This is a genomic window from Janthinobacterium sp. SUN118, assembly GCF_030397695.1.
Taxonomy (GTDB): Bacteria; Pseudomonadota; Gammaproteobacteria; order Burkholderiales; family Burkholderiaceae_D; genus Janthinobacterium.
In genome coordinates, this window is sequence record NZ_JAPUBV010000005.1 from 215,968 (window position 1) to 235,392 (window position 19,425).

The following is a 19,425-nucleotide window of genomic DNA, read 5'->3' on the forward strand; positions in this document are numbered from 1 at the left end:
GATTATGAAATTTTCCTCGAAACTATCTAAAATAAGCATTTGCCTGCTTTTCTCCATGTTGAGCGGCAGCGCATTAGCTGGCTGGACCACGGCCAAGATATCATCCATCGTGGTCTATGAAGATGGCGATGTCGTTTATATCATTCCCGAAGGAGGCGTAAAGGATGCCCCTGCATGTCACGGTTCCAACGGCGACTACCTCTCATTTTCCTTAAAGCGTCCGCGTGCAAAAGAATATTACGCCGGCTTGCTTGCTGCCTATCTTGCCGGAAAAACTGTCAAGTTAAGAGGCGCAGATGTCTGCAAGGATCAATCGTTTTCTGAAACTCTCATGTATTTCGAGCTCACTTAAATTCAGCTGCGGCGGCCACGTCCGACACGGCCCTTCGCATCTCACACGCAGGGCCTGCAGGCGCCCTGCTCGCTTCCGCCAGGCAATAAAAACCGCCCGAAGGCGGTTTCATTATTTCTTGGTGGAGCGGTGCAATACGAATAGCTAAGCCATATGCGGCTTTAACGAACTTTCAAGAGCCGTAGCTACTAAACTACCTACCTACGGACAAGCTTGCCGATGCATCGCCTGTCAGACCCATATGCGGTACAACCAATAGCTCTCATCCGACTGTGCAAGTGTAATCAACTCGCGCGGGCTTGCGCCGACCAATTCGCGTGCATCACGCGACAGATGAGCCTGATCCGCATAGCCCGAACGGGCCGCCACGTCGGACAGCGACGTTTTCCCCTGCTGCTGCTCGCGCGTCGCAGCCACTAACGATTCCTCGGCCCGCGCCAGGCGGCGCAGCATACGCAAGGGATGCCCTGTCCACGTCCGGACACGACGCTCCACCATCCGTGCGCTGCGTCCCGCGCCTGCCGTTGCGGCCCGCAGGGCGAGCGCCTGCAGCCAGTCGTGGATCGGCGCCCACAATGCGCCCTCGGAGCCTCGCTCCAGGCGCCATCGCGGCTCCAGCCAGTCTTCCAGCACGGCGATGCGAGCCTCATCGTCCGCAGCCATCAGCAAGGGCGCCGACAATGCCCGCCATTCTTCACCGAGCGCAGCGCCAAGCTCGGCCATATTGTTGATCTGGGCGGACATGTCCATCGCGGTCAGCCTATGCAGCGCATCAGCAAAGAACAGCACCGTAATCGTGTGCACGGGGCCGGGATTGGCAGTAATGCACGGCTGCGTGCGCGGGCCGGAAAAGACCGCGTCACCGGGGCCTGCTTCCTCGCCGGTGGCCGGCTCCACCAATGTGGCGCTTCCCTCGATCATCCATGTAATGGCGCAGAACGGCGTCGCGGGAAAGCGATTAAGACGCTGTGCCGGCGGCAACGGAGCAGAACCGATGGTGCTGCGTACCAGCCAGGCCCGTACGCAGGAAGCCAGCGCCACGCGGGGGGCAACGAGGCGTGCAACAGTCGGCGGATAGATGGCATCAGGTGGCGTCATGAAAGCATTGTAGCGTGTCGCAAACGTTCAAGACTTGCTTGACTGGCCAAACGATACTGCCTGCATCACATGCCAACCGAGGGAGCCTCATGAATACCGCCGCCATGCCCATTTCACGCGAGATCGCCGATTTGCCTGCTCCACCCACTCTGCCGTTTCTCGGCAATGCGCACCAGCTCAACCCACGGAACATCCACCAGACCATGGAAAAATGGAGCGGGAGCTACGGTCCGATATTCCGGGCAAGGATAGGGAGCCGACAGGTGGTGGTGCTGTCTGACAGCGCCGTAATCAGCCAGGTACTGCGTGCGCGGCCCGACACCTTCCGCCGCCCCGCCGTGACGGCCGACATCTCGGCCGAACTGGGCGGCGCGCCCGGTCTGCTGCTGGCCGAGGGCGATGAATGGCTAACGCAGCGCCGCATGGTGATGCACAGCTTTTCGCCATCCATGGTCAAAGCGTATTTTGTGCGTCTGCGTCAAGTGGGCCTGCGACTGGCGCAGCGCTGGAGCACTGCAGCACAAGCGCAGCAGGAGATGGATCTTTCTGGTGACCTCAAACGCTACACGGTCGATGTGATTGCCGGTCTCGCCTTTGGTGAAGACGTCAATACGCTGCTCAACGGCGACGACAAGCTGCAGGAAGACGTCAGCGAAGTGATGGCCGGGGTGGCCCGCCGCTCGCTGATGCCCTTCCCTTACTGGCGCTGGCTGCGGCTTCCCGCAGACCGGCGCCTGGAACGCAGCGTACGCGCACTGCAGGCGGCGACGGACGGTTTCATCGCCCAGGCACGCGAGGCGCTTGCGGCAGATTCTGCTCTGCGCGCCCAGCCCGTCAACATGCTGCAGGCCATGCTGTTGGCGGCCGAGAAACCAGGCAGCGGCGTCAATCATGCCGTCATTTCTGGCAATGTCTCCACCATGCTGCTGGGCGGCCAGGAAACGACTGCCAGCGCGCTGGCATGGCTGATATGGCTGCTGTGGCGGAATCCGACGGCATTGAAACAGGCGCAACAGGAAGTGCTGAGCAAGGTATCCGATACCCGCACGATGACGCCCGAACAGATGGATAGCCTCGACTATGTGGAAGCATGTGCGCTTGAAGCCATGCGCCTGAAGCCGCCCGCGCCATTCTTGCCGCTGCAGGCGCTGTGCGAGACCACCGTATTGGATGTGCGCCTGCCGGCGAACACCCTGCTGTGGTGCGTATTGCGGCACGACAGCGTGGCCGAGGCTTTCATTCCCGACGCACAGCGTTTCAACCCGGAGCGTTGGCTTGGTGACGATGGCGCTGCCCGCCGGTTGTCTCTACCGTTTGGGGCCGGGCCAAGAATGTGCCCAGGGCGCTACCTGGCACTGATGGAAATCAAAGTAGCGATGGTAACGCTGCTGGCCAACTTCGATGTGAGTCAAGTTCGACCACTGACTGGTGCCGCCCCCAATGAAGTGATGGGTTTCACGATGATGCCAACGCCGCTGGCGATCACCTTGCGCCAGCGCGAATCGGCGGTCATGGACTGACCGCGCTTGGACGGGGCTATTTTTTGTGGAGTAAGTTATCTCTAGCGTGGCGGTAAACCGCTCCACCGCTCCAATGCCATGAGGTAGGTATACGACCAAGCAGAATGCATAAAGCGCCGTCAAAAAGGCATGGGATCGCATTATAGAAATGCGCGACATCATCCGCGAAAACAGCGAGGAGCCTTGGATGCCTGAGAAGAATGAGGCCAGTCACGGCGATAAAACAGTATGAAGCTATACGCTGGCACATTCATTAGATTAGTTTATGACCAGATGGGACCTGCTAGCTGGCGCACTGATTCACAGCTCAATTATTTTTGTCAGGGCACGATACCTTCTGGCTAAATGGGCGCCATTAGTGGGGGTAATACCTTACGCGTTTTCGATGAAATCGTGAAAAAACTGATACTATATCCAAATGCGGAACATATTGCCAATTTGGCAATTTACTCCACCTATTAGGTAACTACGGAGATAATGAAATGAACGCATTTGTGGAAGGCTTCATTAAGGGCGCACGGGAGACTCCTCGAGGCTTCTTCTCGCCGGCGGTCGCAATTTGGCATTTGCTGGAGAAGATGTTTAAGTTCACCGCCTCAGTGATCGCTTCCAAGAAAAATTAGTTTTCTCGAAGCAGTCTGCCTTCGGTAGGCTGCTTCCCAAGACCACTCCCCTGGAAAAGATGTGAACGACGGCTCGCACACCAATAAATTGGTTTCGAACTAGCGTATCGAAATCGCCATCACTAATATCCAGATCACCAGCATCTACCCAGCGCTCGAAAAAGTCAGTACATGAACTGATACCGTCAGCAATCATTGGGGTCTACGCAAGCAGTAGCCGGCGCAGAAGCGGCATAAACCTGCGCCACCCAATCCGCTCAGCGGCTGCTTTCGCCCCGGTGCAGCCGTTCAGAAACGTTCAATCTGACGCACTTTCTCCTGACAAATCAAACGCTCTGCTATACGGTCGGCCAAGTCGGGTTTGATTATTATCATCCATTTTTGAAACGACGACGCTCTAACCTTAAGCACATAGATTGCCCATGCGCACATTGGTGCAGGCACGACCAACTCAAAGAAGTATCGCCCTTGGTCGTCTTCCACCAAGGTATAAACGAAATTCTGTCTGCGTATTTCCTTCATTCACCCCTCTTATTTGGCGTCTCGGCGAAGAGTCTTTATTCGTTGGGCGACAAAGTAGCGGTCCCTGCCCGGTGGAAGTGTCCGCCCTTGGCCGGAAGCAGCATCAGTTTGTCGTTACACGTACTGGGGCGGTCAATGCGCGCAAGACATTTGATCGAATGAAATAACCGGAGCAACAAGCGAGAATATACTGAAGCACCAGAGCAGAGCGATAAATGCGAGCGCCCGCCTGACTGGACGGCCGACAAAGCGGCCAAGAGCGCACTCAGAAAATACACGATACTCAACGTATAGCGCACAAAACGAGACCCCTTACGGGCTTTAGAAAAACCGCATGATACCTACATTTCCGCCTACGCGTGATTCTGTGGGAAGGTTTTGGGATGGTTCCGAATCTGTGACTCGGAGGGATGAAAATCAAGCTAAGTCGTTGATTTTAAATGAAATTCGGTGGAATATAGGTTGAGTATACTCACGAATTTTTTATGTACTTGGCGGAAGCGGTGAGATTCGAACTCACGAACAGTTTAACCCGTCGCTAGTTTTCAAGACTAGTGCCTTCAACCACTCGGCCACGCTTCCAGATGCCAGCATTATACATAAAGGTCAGTGGCTTACCAATGGCTAGCACTCTCGGGGGCTTATTTCCCCCAGCGGCAAGGACTGGGGACGTACCGGCGGGGATGAGCCCGGCTCTTCAGCCAAGGATTCAATACCTGTGCAGGCATGCAGAGCAACAGCCTTACACGCCCCAGTTTTCCCGCAGCGCCGTCTCGAACTCCCGCGCCGGCAGCGGGCGCGAGAACAAATAGCCCTGCACTTCATCGCAACCCGAACTCTTCAAAAACTCCAGCTGCTCCGCCGTTTCCACGCCTTCCGCGATCACCTTGTGGTGCAGCTGCTGGGCGATGCTGATGATGGTGCTGGCGATGGCGCAGTCGCTGGCGTCGGTGGGGATGCCGGTGGTGAACGAACGGTCGATCTTTAACGTGTCGATGGGGAAACGCTTGAGGTAGGACAAGCTCGAGTAGCCGGTGCCGAAGTCGTCCAGCGACAGGGCCACGCCCAGCGCCGTGATGCGGTCCATGATGCCGATCACGCGCTCGATGTTGTGCATCAGCGTGCTTTCCGTGATTTCCAGTTCCAGCCAGGCCGCTTCCAGGCCATAGCGGGCCAGGGTCGCCGCCACCCTCGCCGGCAGGGCCGCCGTGAATTCGCGGGCGGAAACGTTGACGGCCAGGCGGATCGGCGGCAGGCCGGCCAGTTTCCACGCTTGCGCCTGGGCACAAGCCGCTTCCAGCACCCATTCGCCCACTTGCACCACCAGGCCCGTCGATTCGGCCAGGGGGATGAATTCGGCGGGCGGGATCATGCCGTGCTGCGGGTGATGCCAGCGCACCAGCGCTTCGGCGCCGATGATGCGGCCGCTGGCCAGCGCGTATTTCGGCTGGTAGTGCAGCAGCAGTTGCTGCTCCGACAGGGCCTGGCGCAAGCCCGTTTCCAGGCGCATGCGCGCCTGCATGCCCAGATTCATGTCCTGGCTGTAGAAAGCCACGCTTTCCGCTTCGCCGCCACTGTCCTGCTTGGCGCGGTACATGGCGATGTCGGCCAGGCGCAGCAGGGTTTCCGCATCCTGTCCGTCCTGCGGATACACGCTGATGCCGATGCTGGCGCCCACGCGCAGGTCGTGGCCCTCGATCAGGAACGGCTCCACCAGCGACGCCAGCAGCTTTTGCGACACCATGCTCGCTTCAAAGTGCTGGCCGATGTCGAACAGGCCGACGGCGAATTCGTCGCCGCCCAGGCGCGCCACCAAGTCCTGGTCGCGCAGTGCCTGCCGGAAACGCAGCGAGACTTGCCGCAGCAATTCATCGCCGATGCGCCGGCCCAGGGTGTCGTTGATCAGTTTAAAACGGTTCAGGTCGATGAACAGCACGCAGCCGAGCATCTTGCTGCGCTGCGCCACGCTCAGGGCCTGGTCGACCAGCTTGGCCAGCAGGGTGCGGTTAGGCAGGCTCGTCAGCGGGTCGTAATACGCGAGGTGGTGCAAGCGCTCTTCGGCCAGCTTGCGCTCGGTGATGTCCGTCAGGTAGGCGATCAGTCCGATGCGCTTGTCGTCCATGTCGTGCAGCGGCGACAGGGACAGGCTGGCCCAGAAGATCTCGCCCGACTTCTTTCGGCGGCGCACCTCCATCAGGCGCCCTCCCTGCTCCAGGAAGGCGTCGTGGAAACCCGTGTCTTCCTCGTCATACAGGAACAGGATGTTGCGCCCCACGGCTTCCACCGAGGAATAGCCGAACAGGCGCTCGGCGCCCTTGTTCCAGCTGGTGATGTAGCCCGTCAAGTCCATCGTCAGCACGGATTCGTGCAACTGGTCGAGGATTTGCGTCTGCTGCGCCAGCAAGGCTTCGACTTGCGCGTAGGCATGGGTCGAGCGTTGCGCCAGCGTATGTACTTGCAGCACGCCCGCCGTCAGGGATGCCAGGCTGGCCAGGTGGCGGCGGTCGGCGTCGTTGTACAGGCTGCGCCCGGCCACGGCGAAATGGCCGAAGCAATGGCCGTCAAAACTGATTTCCTGCAGCAAGGCGGGCGTATCGCGCGCAAAAGGCGCTGGCGGCGGGCCGCCATCGGCGCTGGCCGAAGGCAGGAACTGGCAATACGGGCTGGCCATCACGGCGCTGGCAATGCGCCCCAGTTCGGCCACCAGCGCCTGGCCACGCAAACGCACGACGGCGTCGCACAGGGCGGCGCTGTCACTGAGGTAATCCGACACCGGAAGCACGGTCATGCTAGAGGTTCCGGCTGACCTGGATGGCCCACTGGTACGCCTGTAGCAGGCTGCGCCAATAAGTTTCTCCATCGATGCCGGCGCGGTGCAAGCCCTCGGGCGGCGGCGCCGGACATTCGACCAGCGCCAGCAAGGTGCCCAGTTCGCCATTGCGCTCAAGCAAGGCGGCACTGACTTCGGGCGCCAGGTTCAGGGTGGCGATGATGTCCTGCATCGGCATGCCCAGCAGGATGTCGAGCAGCGAAAACACGCCGGCCATGAAGGCCAGGTCCTGCGCGTCGCGGTCGCCGCCGCGCAACTGGCACAGCGCTTCCATCTGCGCCGCGCGCACGGCCGCCAGCGGCAACAGCGCATGGATCTTGCCATCGTCCTGCTGGCGCGCATACAGCAGCAGTTGCAGCCAGCGCTGCAGCTGGCGCCGGCCCAGCAGGGTGATGGCCTGGCTGAAACTGGTAATCGGCGCCGTGAAACCGAAGGCGGCCGAGTTGACCAGTTTCAACAAATGATAGCTGAGCGATGGATCTTGCTTGAGCGGCACTTCCAGCTCATGCGCGTCAGCGTCGCGGGCCAGCAAGCCCAGCAGCGCCAGCAGGCGCTTGCGCGAGGTGGCGTCCTCCGGCTCGCTTTGCTGGCGCGCATGATGCAAGGCGTAGTCGCCGGCAAACCAGCTGACGCCGAGATCTTGCAATGCTGCAAGCTTCTGCGCATCGCCGATGTTGTAGGCCAGGTGCGGCCCCGGCAGCGACAGCAATTGATGCAGGCCCGGCAGTTCGCCGGCCGCGTCGATGCTCAGCGCGCGCGCCTCGACCTGCGCCGCCGTCACGGGACCGGCGCTGGCGCCGTCGAGGATGATGCGGTAGCCGGCATCGCGCCATTGCTGGCATTTCTTCTGGATTTGCTTGTCGCCGGCAAACGTGGCCGGCAAGCGGAAGATGGTGCGTTGCGGCGCCAGTTGCGCCAGCACGGCCTCGTCCACACCATGCGGGTCGGCCAGGGGAATGATGCAGTCGAGCGGCGCCAGGAAGGCATACGCATCGGCAGTGGCCAGCGCTGCGGTCAGCGCCGTCATTAGCGGCGCCGTCGATGGCTGCGGTACATGCAAGGTGACAGCGACCCACTCATTATGAGCATTGGCAACTGCTTGTAATCCCACCAATGGAAACAGGTTTGATTCAGATGCTGACATCGGTATCTCAGTGTGGGTAGGGCGCCATAGTAAATAAACTGACCAGCATTGGCAACCCTGGCCCGGCAGGGATGCCATTTCGACAGCAAGAATCATTCTATCCGAATCTCACCCACGAAACAGTTTAATATTGGCAATAAATGTTCAAAAAAAACATTCCCCCGCGAGACCCGCCTGTCATGCGGGTTTGAAAAAAATACACTGCTACGCGCAGGCAGCAATCAAGCGCCGCCGCCATCGAACTGCGCGTGCTCGACCGCGTATTTGATCAGTTCAGCCTGGCCTTCGATACCGAGCTTGCGCTTGATGTTCAGCCGGTGCGTCTCCACCGTGCGCACGCTCAGGTCGAGGTCGCGGGCGATCTGCTTGTTCGACTGGCCCGCCGCGATGTGCTGCAGCACCTGCTGCTCGCGCGTGGTGAGGAAGGAGTCGTGCACTTGCGGGCGCGACAGCTGGCGCGCCAGGGCCGCGCTGTAATAAATGCCGCCGGACATCACCGTCTCGATGGCGAACACAATATCTTTCCCTGGAGCATCTTTGAGCACATAGCCGCGCGCGCCCGCCTGCAGCGCCTGCGACACGTATTCGAGCTTGTCGTGCATGGACAGGATCAGCACGGCGATCTGCGGAAACGCCTGCTTGAACAGCGCGGTCGCCTCGATGCCATTCGTGCCGCGCATGTTGATATCCATCAATACCAGGTCCACCTGGTGCGCGCGCGCCTGGGCCAGCGCCTCGTCGGCGCCGCCCGCCTCGGCCACCACGTCGAAATGCGCCACCGCTTCCAGGCGCGCGCGCAAGCCGTCGCGCACGAGGGGGTGGTCGTCCACCAGCAGGATCTTGATCGTTTCGGTCATGGTATGTATCAGTGTGTTGGGGGAAAGTCCAGCCGCGCCAGCACCAGGGTGCCGGCCGGCGAGGACGTGATGTGCAGGCTGCCGCCGATGGCTTCCATGCGTTCCGTCATGTTGCGCAAGCCGATGCCGCGCTGCGGATGCAGGGCGATGCCGTCGAAGTCGAAACCGCCGCCATTGTCGCGGATGCGCAGCTCCACCCCCTTGCCCGCTTCGTGCAGGCTCACTTCCACGCCGCTGGCGTGGGCATGGCGCTCGCAATTGGTCAGCGCTTCCTGGGCAATGCGGAACAGCACGGTATTGACCATGTCGGGCAAGCCTTCGCCCGCGGTCGGCGGACTGGCCGCGAAACTGGCCTGGGCGCTGCTGCTGTCGTTAAATTCGTGCACCAGGTGGTCGAGCGCGGCGGCCAGGCCCAGGTCGTCGAGGATGGCCGGGCGCAGGTTGTGCGAAATGCGCCGCACCTCGCCCAGCACCTTGTTGAGTTGCTCGGCGGCACGCTCGAACGTGGCGGGCGCTTTTTCCTTCTGTTCATGATTGCCGGCCAGGCGCGCGATGCCGGCCTCGATCTGCAGCTTGATCGACACCAGCCACTGGCTGATGCCGTCATGCAAGTCGCGCGACAGCCGCGCCCGCTCCTCTTCCTGCGACTCCACCACGCGCTGCGCCAGCACTTTCAGCTTGGCATCGGCCACGCGCAGCTCGCGCAAGTTCAGCGCCAGGCCGGAGCCGGCCACCAGCAAGGCGCCGAGGATGGCGATGGCGGCGATCAGTTCCATGGTCGAGCGGATATTGCGCGACTGCTGGGCGTCCACCTTGGCCAGCGCCTGGTCCACATCGTCCATATAGATGCCGGTGCCCATCATCCAGCCCCATTCCGGCATCAAAATCACATAGCCGAGCTTGGGCGCGGACTTGTTCGTCGACGGCTTGATCCAGTTGTAGCGTTCGAAACCGCCGCCGCTGTTCGCCCGCTGCATCAGGCGCTGGATGGTCAGGTTGCCCTCGGCGTCGCGCAATTCCCACAGGTTCTGTCCCACCAGCTCGGGCTGGCGCGGGTGCATCAGCGACTTGCCCTGCAAATCGTAGATGAAGAAATAGCCGTCGTCGCCATAGCTGAGCGAGGCGAGGATGCGCTTGGCTTCCTCTTGCGTGGCGGCGTCCTTGCGCCCCGACTGGTACAGCGAGGCGATGGAATGGCTGGCCAGCGTCACGTAATGCTTGAGTTCGGCCTCCTTGCTGGCCAGGTAGGCTTGCTGGATGGTGGCGCGCTGCTGCTCGGCCAGCGTGATGGCCTGGTGCCGCACGGCAAACGCGATCGCGCACATGGCCAGGATCAGCGGCGTGATGGCCAGGAAGATGACTTTCTGTCTGAGTTTCATGGCCTGGCGCGCTCCGGCGTCGTCGATGCTGGTGGAAATCCGTGATTTTACGTCGCGGCGCCGTGTTTGATCTGCGTAGTAATACTGAGCGTTACTGCGTAGTGCTGCGCTTGCGGCAATTATACGATTCCTGAATACTCGCCATAAGCTGCCGATACAGCAAAAGCAACATCAACCTGGCGACGACCAGGAGCGGCGGCACACCATCATCGCACGGCACAGCGCCCGTCAAATCTCTGGAGGAAGCATGAACCGCATTTTCAAACAGCTCGGCTGGGCAGCGCTTGCGCTGGCAGGCGCCGGGTCCCTGGGCGTCGTCGCCCTGCAACGTGGCGAGCCGATCAGTGCGATCTGGATCGTCGTCGCCGCCATCTGCGTCTACCTGATCGCCTACCGCTTCTACAGCCTGTTCATTGCCGACAAGGTGCTGGGCCTGGATGCCCGCCGCATGACACCCGCCTTCAAGCACAACGATGGCCTCGACCACGTGCCGACGAATAAATATGTGCTGTTCGGCCACCACTTCGCGGCAATTGCCGGCGCCGGCCCCCTGGTCGGCCCCGTGCTGGCCGCGCAGATGGGCTATCTGCCCGGCATGCTGTGGATTTTGGCCGGCGTCGTGTTTGCCGGCGCCGTGCAGGATTTCATCGTGCTCTTCATCTCCATGCGCCGCGACGGCCGCTCGCTGGGCGACCTGATCAAGGCTGAACTGGGCGAGATTCCCGGCATGATCGCCCTGCTGGGCTGCTTCATGATCATGGTCATCATCCTGGCCGTGCTGGCCTTGATCGTCGTCAAGGCGCTGACCGGTTCCCCATGGGGCAGCTTCACCGTCATGGCGACGATTCCCATCGCCCTGTTCATGGGCGTGTATTCGCGCTTCATCCGCGTCGGCCGCATCGGCGAAATTTCCATCATCGGCTTCGTGCTGCTGATGCTGGCCATCATCGGCGGCCAGTACGTGCAGGAACACGCCGTGCTCGGTCCGATGTTCACCTTCACGGGCACGGAACTGACGTGGATGCTGATCGGCTACGGCTTCATCGCTTCCGTGCTGCCCGTGTGGCTGCTGCTGGCGCCGCGCGACTACCTGTCGACCTTCCTGAAGATCGGCACCATCCTCGGCCTGGCCATCGGCATCATCGTCGTCGCGCCTTACCTGAAAATGCCGGCCATGACCAAGTTCATCGACGGCTCCGGCCCTGTCTGGTCAGGCAATCTGTTCCCCTTCCTGTTCATTACCATCGCCTGCGGCGCCGTGTCCGGCTTCCACGCGCTGATTTCCTCGGGCACCACGCCGAAGATGATCGAAAACGAAAGCCATGCCCGCTTCATCGGCTATGGCGCCATGCTGATGGAATCGTTTGTCGCCATCATGGCCCTGGTGGCCGCCTCGACCATCGAGCCCGGCATCTATTTCGCCATGAACAGCCCGGCCGCCCTGATCGGCACCACGGCGGAATCGGCCGCACAGGCGATCTCGCAATGGGGCTTCTATGTGACGCCGGAAATGCTGACGCAGACGGCGAAGGATGTTGGCGAGCACAGCATCATCTCGCGCGCCGGCGGCGCGCCGACCCTGGCCGTCGGCATGGCGCAGATCCTCTCCGGCGCCATCGGCGGCAAGGCCATGATGGCCTTCTGGTACCACTTCGCGATTCTGTTCGAAGCGCTGTTCATCCTGACGGCCGTCGATGCGGGCACGCGTGCCGGCCGCTTCATGCTGCAGGATTTGCTGGGCAGCTTCGTGCCTAGCCTGAAACAGACGGAAAACGTCATCGCCAACCTGCTGGCCACGGGCCTGTGCGTGGCGGCCTGGGGCTACTTCCTGTACCAGGGCGTGGTCGATCCGCTGGGCGGCATCAATACCCTGTGGCCGCTGTTCGGCATCGCCAACCAGATGCTGGCCGCCATCGCGCTGATCCTCGGCACCTGCGTGCTGTTCAAGATGAAACGGGGCCAGTACGCGTGGGTGACGATCCTGCCGACCATCTGGCTGCTGCTGTGCACGCTGACGGCGGGCTGGCAAAAGATTTTCGACGCCAATCCGCGCGTCGGCTTCCTCGCGCATGCCAAGAAATACTCGGCGGCATTGGATGAAGGCACCCTGCTGGCGCCAGCCAAGTCGGTGGCGCAGATGCAGCAGATCATCTTCAACGATTACCTGGACGCCGGCCTGGCCGCCTTCTTCGTCATCGTCGTCGTCAGCGTGCTGTTCTTCGGCATCCGCACGATTCTGAAGGCGCGCGCCGACAGCAAGCCGAGCACCAAGGAAACGCCGTTCCAGGCCATGCCCACGGTGCAATGATGATCGACGAAATCATCAAGGCTGGACGTTACCTGGGACAAAGCATGCGGCTGATGTGCGGCTTGCCCGAGTACGACACCTATGTGGCGCACCGGGAAGTAAGCCATCCCGGCGAGCCGATGATGACGTATGAAGAGTTCTTCCGCGAACGCCAGGAAGCCCGCTATGGCGGGGCTGGCAAGCGCGGCGGCTGCTGCTAAGACACCGGACCCAGCCTGCTGCGCGTCGGTATAGGCGGCTTGCGATGCTCACCGTACTTGAGTACGGTTGCGCTTCTCGGCCACCTCTCCCTTCCGCTCGCGACGGCTGGTTCAGGTGTTGTTACTCAGCAATAATTTGAGGGCGGTCTTGTGAGACCGCCCTATCCATTCTCTCTCGTATAAGTTCCCCTCCCCCTTTCTTCCATTAGACCCACATCAACATCGGGGTGTGTCTTCGCGTCTATATTTTTCCAATAGGAATTAAAAAACAGTCAACGGATCGAACGGAGAGCGCCGCAGCCATGTTCAATTTCCAACGCTCCAGCATCAGCCAGAAGCTGACCATGATCTCGGTGCTGTCGTCGGGCTGCGCGCTGCTGCTGGTATTCGTCGCGTTTGCCCTGACGTCCGTGCTCAGCCACAAAGACGATGAAGGCAAGCAATTGTTGTCGCTGGCGGGCGTCATCGGCGCGGCCGGGGCGGCGCCCTTGCTGGCGGGCAGGCCGGCGCAGGCGGAGCAAGTGCTGGCGGCGCTGGCGGCGCGCGACGAGATCGCCCAGGCGGCCCTGTTCGACGCCGGCGGCCGCCTGCTGGCCCAGTACCGCGCGCCCCAGCATGCGCAGGGATTGGCGCCGCTGCAGAACCTGGAGCCGGCCCTGCTGGCCGGCCTGGCCACGGAAAGCATGGCGCAAGCGACAGGTCGCACCCTGGCGCCCGCCATGCGCCTGTACCGCCCCATCTATTGGACACAGGACAAGGCGCCCAAGTTCATCGGCGTCGTGCTGATCGAGGCTGACCTGAACCACATGTGGCGCGACATCGGCCGCCACGTGGGCGCCATCGGCGGCGCCACCGTGCTGTCCTTCCTGATCGCCGTGTTCCTGGCGCGGCGCTTCAAGAGCGTGATCGCCGAACCGATCACCAAGCTCATTGATACAGCGCAAAAAGTCTCGAGCAGCCAGACCTATAGCCACCGCATCGCCCACCAGCGCAGCGACGAGCTGGGCGTGCTGATCGACAGCTTCAACGACATGCTGGCGCAGATCGACAGCCGCGACAGCACCCTGGCCAATTACCGCGACCAGCTCGAACGCCAGGTGGGCGTGCGCACGGCGCAGCTGGAGAAGGCCAAGGATGCGGCCGAGGCGGCCAGCCAGGCGAAAAGCGCCTTCCTCGCCACCATGAGCCATGAAATCCGCACGCCCATGAACGGCGTGCTGGGCATGACGGAGCTGCTGCTGGCCAGCCCGCTGACGGCGCAGCAGCGCCACTACACGAGCATGGTGCAGCGTTCGGGGCAGAATTTGCTGGTGATCATCAACGACATCCTCGACTTTTCCAAGATCGAGGCGGGCAAGCTCAGCGTCGAATACATCCGCTTCAATTTCCGCGAACTGCTCGACGATATCGAGCACGTGTTCGCGCCGCAGGCGGAAGCGAAGAATATCTGCCTGGAATTCGACATCGCCAACGATATCCCGATCGCCATCTGCGGCGACCCGAACCGCCTGCGCCAGATCATCGTCAATCTGCTGGGCAACGCCATCAAGTTCACGGAAACGGGCAAGGTCACGGTGAAGGTGGAAGTGTGCTGCGAGGACGCGCCCAGCGTGGGCTTGCGCTTCGAGGTGCACGACACGGGCATCGGCGTGTCGAACGAAGCGCAGAGCCGCATCTTCGAATCGTTCTCGCAGGCCGACGGCTCGACCACGCGCAAGCATGGCGGCACGGGCCTGGGCCTGACGATCTCGAAACAGCTGGTGGAGCTGATGGGCGGAAAAATCGGCGTCGACAATGCTTTAACGCAAGGCTCGATCTTCTGGTTCGAAGTAAATTTCGATAAGCGCCGGGTCGACAGCGATGACCCGTCCTTCAATCTGAAAACCACGCGAGGGTTACGCGCCTTGATCGTCGACCACACACCCGCCACGCGCGCCGTGCTGGAGCGGCAACTGGCCAGCTGGCACATCGTCAGCGACAGCGCCGGCACGGCCAGCGACTGCCTGGCGCGCCTGCGTGCGGCCGCGCAGGCCGGCACGCCATATGCCGTGGCCCTGCTCGACATGGAATTGCCGCGCACCAGCGGCCTGGCCCTGGCCGCCACCATCAAGAGCGACCCGCTGCTGGCCGACCTGAAACTCTTGTTGCTGAGCACGGAACAGGGTGCGGCCGACCCCGTCCAGCGGCGCGAGGCGGGCGTGGCCTTCCAGCTGATCAAGCCGGCCCGCGAATGCGACCTGTTCGACTGCATCGTCACGCCGCCGCGCGCCAGCGACAGCCTGCGCATCCATCCGCCGCACGCTTCGCGCCAGGTGGGCCGGCGCCAGCGCCGCCGCGTGCTGCTGGCCGAGGACAATGCCGTCAATGTGGAAGTGGCGCTGGCCATGCTCGACAGCCTGGGCCTGGACGTGGTGTGCGCGCACAACGGCGAAGAAGCGCTGCAGGCGGCACAGGCCGAGGATTTCGACCTGATCCTGATGGATTGCCAGATGCCCGTGATGGACGGTTTTGCCGCCACGGCGGAAATCCGCCGCCACGAACAGCAGTGCGGCCACGCGCGCGTGCTGCCCATCGTCGCCATCACGGCCAACGCGCTGCAGGGCGACCGCGAAGCGTGCCTGGCGGCCGGCATGGACGACTACCTGAGCAAGCCGTTCACGCAGCAAGACCTCGGCCACACGATCGCGCGCTGGATCACCCTGCCGCGCGCGGCCACCGTGCACCACAGCGAGACGCCAGAGCCGGCGATGCAGGTGCAGCCCCAGGCACAGCAGGCGCCGCCACCGATGCCGGCGCCCACGGCCGCGGCCCAGCCGGCGGGCCAGCCGCTGAACCGGCAGGCGCTGGAAAACATCCGCGCCCTGTCCGGCACGGATGGCGACGCGCTGCTCGAGCGCGTCATCCTCGCCTTCACGGGCGAGACGCCGCGCCAGCTGGCCGCCATGCGCGACGCCATCGCCGGCACCGATGCGGAAGCGCTGCGCAAGGTGGCGCACAGCCTGAAGTCCGGCAGCGCCAACGTGGGCGCCGACGGCCTGGCGCAACTGTGCAAGGAGATGGAGAAACTGGGCCGCGCCGGCAGCACGGAAGGCGCGGCCAGCCTGCTGCAGCAGATGCAGCAGGCATTCCTGGCGGTGCGCGAATCGCTGAGCGCCATCCTCGTGAAGGAACACTGACATGACAGCGCCCCTCTCCCCTCCCCGCGGCCTGGTGCTGGTGGCCGACGACGATCCCGTGATGCGCTTGCTGATGCGGCAGATGCTCACGCAGGTGGGCCTGGACGTGATCGAGGCCGAGGATGGCGTGCAGGCGCTGGCCAGCTACAAGCACAGCGGGCCGGACCTGGTCATGCTCGACGTCGACATGCCGGCCCTGGACGGCTTTGCCGTGTGCCGCGAAATCCGCCGCCAGGAAGTGGGCGGCACGGTGCCCATCATCATGGTCACGGGCGGCGACGAACTGGAAGCCGTCACGCGCGCCTACGAGGTAGGCGCCACCGACTTCATTTCCAAGCCCATCAACTGGCCCATCCTCGGCCACCGCGTGCTGTACGTGCTGCGCGCCAGCGACGCCATCGCCCGCCTGCGCATCGCCGACGCGCACAACCGCGCCGTGCTGGCCGCCATCCCCGACACCTTCTTTCGCCTGAACCGCGAGGGCTATTATCTCGACTACGAACAGGGCCACGACGCCAGCGCCGGCTTTTCCATCGAAAACTGCGTGGGCAGCCATATCCGCGACGTGCTGCCGCCGGAGATCGCCGCGCGCCTGCTGGACCAGGCGCACGCCGTGCTGGCCACGCAGCACATCCGCTCGGTCGACTACACGCTCACGCACGGCGACAGCACGCGCCACTTCGAGGCGCGCCTGGTGGCGACGGGCGCCGACGAGGTGCTGGGCCTCGTGCGCGACATCAGCGAACGCAAGCGCACCGAGGAACAGATCCGCCGCCTCGCCTATTGCGACAGCCTGACGGGCATCCCGAACCGCCAAGCCTTCCTGGAAACGCTGGAGCGCGAACTGTCCCGCTCGAAGGAGCACGACAAGAAATTCGCCGTGCTGTTCATGGACCTCGACGCCTTCAAGCGCATCAACGACACCTTGGGCCACGACGTGGGCGACCACTTGCTCAAGGTGGTGTCCGAGCGCCTGCGCGAAACCATCCGTCCCAGCGACCTGGTGCTGCGCGCCGAACACGAGTTTGAGCCCACCTCCGGCGGCAGCAACCTGGCGCGCCTGGGCGGCGATGAATTCACCATATTGATACCCGACCTGGAGCGGGTGGAAGACGCGCTGAACGTGGCGCACCGCGTCAAGGAAGCCATGCGCCGGCCCTTCATGATCGAATCGCACGAGATTTTCGTCACGGCCAGCATCGGCATCTCGCTGTATCCGGAAGATGGCGAGGATTGCAACTCGCTGCTCAAATATGCGGACACGGCCATGTACCACGCGAAGAACTGCGGCAAGAACAACGCCAAGCTGTACAGTTCCTCGCTGACGATGGAAATCATGAGCCACGTCAAGATGGAAGTGGGTTTGCGCAAGGCCTTGCAGAACAACGAGCTGTATCTGCTGTACCAGCCGCAGATCGACGTGCCCAGCACGCAGATCGTCGGCGTCGAAGCGCTCGTGCGCTGGCGCCATCCGGAACGGGGCATCATTTCGCCCACGGAATTCATCCCGCTGGCCGAAGAGACGGGTCTCATCGTGCCGATCGGCGAATGGGTGCTGCGCACGGCCTGCAACCAGGCCAAGGCGTGGCAAAGCGATGGCGGGCGCGCCATCCGCATGGCCGTCAACCTGTCGGCCAAGCAGTTCAAGGATGAAAACCTGATGCAGATCGTGCTCTCGGTGCTGGCCGACACGGGCCTGGACGCGCGCCTGCTGGAGCTGGAATTGACGGAAGGCACCTTGATGGACGACGCGCGCGCCACCATGGTGACCTTGGAGCAGTTGCGCGGCATCGGCGTGTACCTGTCCATCGACGACTTCGGCACGGGATATTCGTCGATGAATTACTTAAAACGCTTCGACGTGCGGGCCTTGAAGATCGACAAGAGCTTTATCGCCGGCCTGCCGCAGGACGCGGAAAACGCGGCCATCACGCGCGCCATCATCGCCATGGCGCATGGCTTGAAGATGGTGGTGGTGGCCGAGGGCGTGGAGACGGACGAGCAATTGCTGATGCTGGAAGAATATGGCTGCGACATGGCCCAGGGCTATTTCCTCGGCCACCCGTCGCCGCACGACGCCATCACAGCCATGCTGCTCAAGCAGGCGGGCCAGATGGCCAGCCTTGAAGCTAGAGCACTTCGAAGGCAAGGATTTGCGTGACTTGCTGCGCGTTGAAGTTATCGTCGGAAATCATCACCAGGCTGCGCCGGCCGTTCGCCAGGCGCGGTCCCCAGCTGATGCCTTCGATATTGTCGACCCGCGGCAGGCCAGTCTTTTCCAGGTCCAGCAGCAGGCGCTTGCGCGCCGGCACGTAGGCCGCGCCCGCCAGCGCCGGGATGGACTGGATGTCGGTGGCGCCCTGCGTATCCATTTCGTACACGCGCACGTGGTTGGCGTAGACGCCGTCCGCGTTTTCCACGCCGGCCCGCTCCACCACCAGCAATTGATGGTCGTTGACGGCGAGGATTTCCGACACGCCATTGTCCGCTTCGCGTCCCGGCGCCGGCCGCGACGCCACCGGCTCGATAGCATACGCATACTGGCCCAGCACGGCGCCGGCGCGGTCCAGCCGCGTGATGCGCACGACGGAACCGCGATCGGGCGTGGCCAGCGGGCCATCCTGATACAGGGCCGCTTCCATGCCCAGCCACAGGCTCTTGCCATCGCTGGCAAACGACAGCGCCTCAAAGCTCATGTTGTTGCGCGAGCCGGTTTCGTCCTTCGACACGCGGAACATGGCGGGAGTCGGCAAGGTGGCCAGGTAACGCCCGTCGCGGTCCGCGTGGCGCACGAACGGGTGCAAGCCCACCTTGCGGTTGCCTTCGCTGCCATACCACAGGCTGCCGTCGCGGGGATCGACGCGGATGGTTTCGATGTCGGCCACCGCGTCACCCTGCTCCAGCCTGGCATGCGCCAGGTTCGGATAGCGGCTGCCGTCGGGCTGCGTGAAGAAATGCACGCTGTTGAACGTCACGCCGGTGAATGTCGCGCTGTCGTAGGCGAGCGTGGCGCGGTAGAAACGGGCCGGATTGATTTCCGAGCGGTCATCGCTTTCCATCACCCAGGTGCCACTGGCCGCATCGTAGTCGATGCCGGACAGGCCGCCCACCGTGGTGCCCTGGAACGGCTGCTTCAAGGCGATGCGCTGCTCGCCGATCAGGCGCAGGCCCGCAATCGGCGCATCGTGGGGAAAGCTGGCGCAGGCGGACAGGAGGATGGCGGCACTGGCCAGGGCAAGCGCGGCGGGCACGCGGTGAAAAAATCGATGCATGATAAGTATCAGGTAATTTGCGTAGGTCGGACTAGCGGGGCAAAGCCCCGTGTAATCCGACAACATGGTTGGCCCGGTTGGTGTGTGGACGGACGATACAGGCGCGGCCTGTGGCGATGGCGGATTACGCGGCGTACCGCCGCT

Annotated in this window: 13 protein-coding genes and 1 tRNA gene; 7 read left to right on the plus strand and 7 right to left on the minus strand. The window is 62.5% G+C overall.

From position 1 onward, the window contains the following. The first annotated feature begins 4 nt into the window (after nucleotides 1-4). Entirely contained in the window at nucleotides 5-352 is a 348-nt protein-coding gene (locus tag O0880_RS24970; RefSeq protein ID WP_289889258.1) for a hypothetical protein, read from the plus strand. A 231-nt stretch (nucleotides 353-583) separates the two neighbouring features. On the opposite strand, the gene O0880_RS24975 is transcribed toward O0880_RS24970, so the two are convergent. Further along, nucleotides 584-1,450, minus strand: a complete 867-nt coding sequence (locus O0880_RS24975; RefSeq protein ID WP_289889259.1) for a helix-turn-helix domain-containing protein — start codon at nucleotides 1,448-1,450, stop codon at nucleotides 584-586. An 89-nt stretch (nucleotides 1,451-1,539) separates the two neighbouring features. Between O0880_RS24975 and O0880_RS24980 the strand changes: the two genes are divergently transcribed. Continuing rightward, a complete protein-coding gene (locus tag O0880_RS24980) occupies nucleotides 1,540-2,970 on the plus strand; it encodes a cytochrome P450 (protein WP_289889260.1) in 1,431 nt (476 codons plus the stop codon). 482 nt (nucleotides 2,971-3,452) lie between these two features. Continuing rightward, entirely contained in the window at nucleotides 3,453-3,593 is a 141-nt protein-coding gene (locus O0880_RS24985) for a hypothetical protein (RefSeq protein ID WP_289889261.1), read from the plus strand. A 1,014-nt stretch (nucleotides 3,594-4,607) separates the two neighbouring features. Here the strand turns inward: O0880_RS24985 and O0880_RS24990 are convergent. From O0880_RS24990 to O0880_RS25010, 5 genes are all read right to left on the minus strand, one after another. Continuing rightward, nucleotides 4,608-4,697 (minus strand) — tRNA-Ser (locus O0880_RS24990). Between the two features lie 160 nt (nucleotides 4,698-4,857). Continuing rightward, nucleotides 4,858-6,903 (minus strand): bifunctional diguanylate cyclase/phosphodiesterase, encoded by a 2,046-nt coding sequence (locus tag O0880_RS24995; protein WP_289889262.1) that lies wholly within the window; start codon nucleotides 6,901-6,903, stop codon nucleotides 4,858-4,860. Between the two features lies 1 nt (nucleotide 6,904). Continuing rightward, nucleotides 6,905-7,972: an HDOD domain-containing protein gene (locus tag O0880_RS25000; protein WP_354669905.1), complete on the minus strand. Its 1,068-nt coding sequence runs from the start codon at nucleotides 7,970-7,972 to the stop codon at nucleotides 6,905-6,907. Between the two features lie 338 nt (nucleotides 7,973-8,310). Further along, nucleotides 8,311-8,946, minus strand: a complete 636-nt coding sequence (locus tag O0880_RS25005) for a response regulator transcription factor (RefSeq protein ID WP_071324683.1) — start codon at nucleotides 8,944-8,946, stop codon at nucleotides 8,311-8,313. Between the two features lie 8 nt (nucleotides 8,947-8,954). Continuing rightward, the gene (locus O0880_RS25010; RefSeq protein ID WP_289889268.1) at nucleotides 8,955-10,325 is read right to left on the minus strand and encodes a cache domain-containing protein; all 1,371 of its coding nucleotides are present in this window, start codon (nucleotides 10,323-10,325) and stop codon (nucleotides 8,955-8,957) included. Between the two features lie 247 nt (nucleotides 10,326-10,572). Between O0880_RS25010 and O0880_RS25015 the strand changes: the two genes are divergently transcribed. The 4 genes from O0880_RS25015 to O0880_RS25030 all read left to right on the plus strand — a co-directional run bounded on the left by O0880_RS25015 (nucleotide 10,573) and on the right by O0880_RS25030 (nucleotide 18,170). Then, the gene (locus tag O0880_RS25015) at nucleotides 10,573-12,633 is read left to right on the plus strand and encodes a carbon starvation CstA family protein (RefSeq protein WP_071324685.1); all 2,061 of its coding nucleotides are present in this window, start codon (nucleotides 10,573-10,575) and stop codon (nucleotides 12,631-12,633) included. After that, the gene (locus tag O0880_RS25020) at nucleotides 12,633-12,833 is read left to right on the plus strand and encodes a YbdD/YjiX family protein (protein WP_071326614.1); all 201 of its coding nucleotides are present in this window, start codon (nucleotides 12,633-12,635) and stop codon (nucleotides 12,831-12,833) included. The genes O0880_RS25015 and O0880_RS25020 overlap by 1 nt, the downstream gene beginning before the upstream one ends. A gap of 302 nt (nucleotides 12,834-13,135) precedes the next feature. Beyond that, nucleotides 13,136-16,009 (plus strand): response regulator, encoded by a 2,874-nt coding sequence (locus O0880_RS25025; protein ID WP_289889270.1) that lies wholly within the window; start codon nucleotides 13,136-13,138, stop codon nucleotides 16,007-16,009. 1 nt (nucleotide 16,010) lies between these two features. Then, nucleotides 16,011-18,170, plus strand: coding sequence for an EAL domain-containing protein (locus tag O0880_RS25030; protein ID WP_071324687.1), 2,160 nt, complete (start codon nucleotides 16,011-16,013; stop codon nucleotides 18,168-18,170). Here the strand turns inward: O0880_RS25030 and O0880_RS25035 are convergent. Further along, on the minus strand, nucleotides 18,139-19,281 hold the full coding sequence (locus O0880_RS25035) for an esterase-like activity of phytase family protein (protein ID WP_289889271.1): 1,143 nt from the start codon (nucleotides 19,279-19,281) through the stop codon (nucleotides 18,139-18,141). The genes O0880_RS25030 and O0880_RS25035 overlap by 32 nt on opposite strands. Nucleotides 19,282-19,425 lie beyond the last annotated feature (144 nt).

Excerpts from the sequence above, each read along its gene's own strand:
- O0880_RS24970 (WP_289889258.1), top strand. The coding sequence starts at position 5 with ATGAAATTTTCCTCGAAACTATCTAAAATAAGCATTTGCCTGCTTTTC.
- O0880_RS24985 (WP_289889261.1), top strand. The coding sequence starts at position 3,453 with ATGAACGCATTTGTGGAAGGCTTCATTAAGGGCGCACGGGAGACTCCT.
- O0880_RS24975 (WP_289889259.1), bottom strand. The coding sequence starts at position 1,450 with ATGACGCCACCTGATGCCATCTATCCGCCGACTGTTGCACGCCTCGTT.
- O0880_RS25000 (WP_354669905.1), bottom strand. The coding sequence starts at position 7,972 with ATGACGGCGCTGACCGCAGCGCTGGCCACTGCCGATGCGTATGCCTTC.
- O0880_RS25035 (WP_289889271.1), bottom strand. The coding sequence starts at position 19,281 with ATGCATCGATTTTTTCACCGCGTGCCCGCCGCGCTTGCCCTGGCCAGT.
- O0880_RS25030 (WP_071324687.1), top strand. The coding sequence starts at position 16,011 with ATGACAGCGCCCCTCTCCCCTCCCCGCGGCCTGGTGCTGGTGGCCGAC.
- O0880_RS25020 (WP_071326614.1), top strand. The coding sequence starts at position 12,633 with ATGATCGACGAAATCATCAAGGCTGGACGTTACCTGGGACAAAGCATG.
- O0880_RS25010 (WP_289889268.1), bottom strand. The coding sequence starts at position 10,325 with ATGAAACTCAGACAGAAAGTCATCTTCCTGGCCATCACGCCGCTGATC.
- O0880_RS24995 (WP_289889262.1), bottom strand. The coding sequence starts at position 6,903 with ATGACCGTGCTTCCGGTGTCGGATTACCTCAGTGACAGCGCCGCCCTG.
- O0880_RS25005 (WP_071324683.1), bottom strand. The coding sequence starts at position 8,946 with ATGACCGAAACGATCAAGATCCTGCTGGTGGACGACCACCCCCTCGTG.
- O0880_RS25025 (WP_289889270.1), top strand. The coding sequence starts at position 13,136 with ATGTTCAATTTCCAACGCTCCAGCATCAGCCAGAAGCTGACCATGATC.
- O0880_RS24980 (WP_289889260.1), top strand. The coding sequence starts at position 1,540 with ATGAATACCGCCGCCATGCCCATTTCACGCGAGATCGCCGATTTGCCT.
- O0880_RS25015 (WP_071324685.1), top strand. The coding sequence starts at position 10,573 with ATGAACCGCATTTTCAAACAGCTCGGCTGGGCAGCGCTTGCGCTGGCA.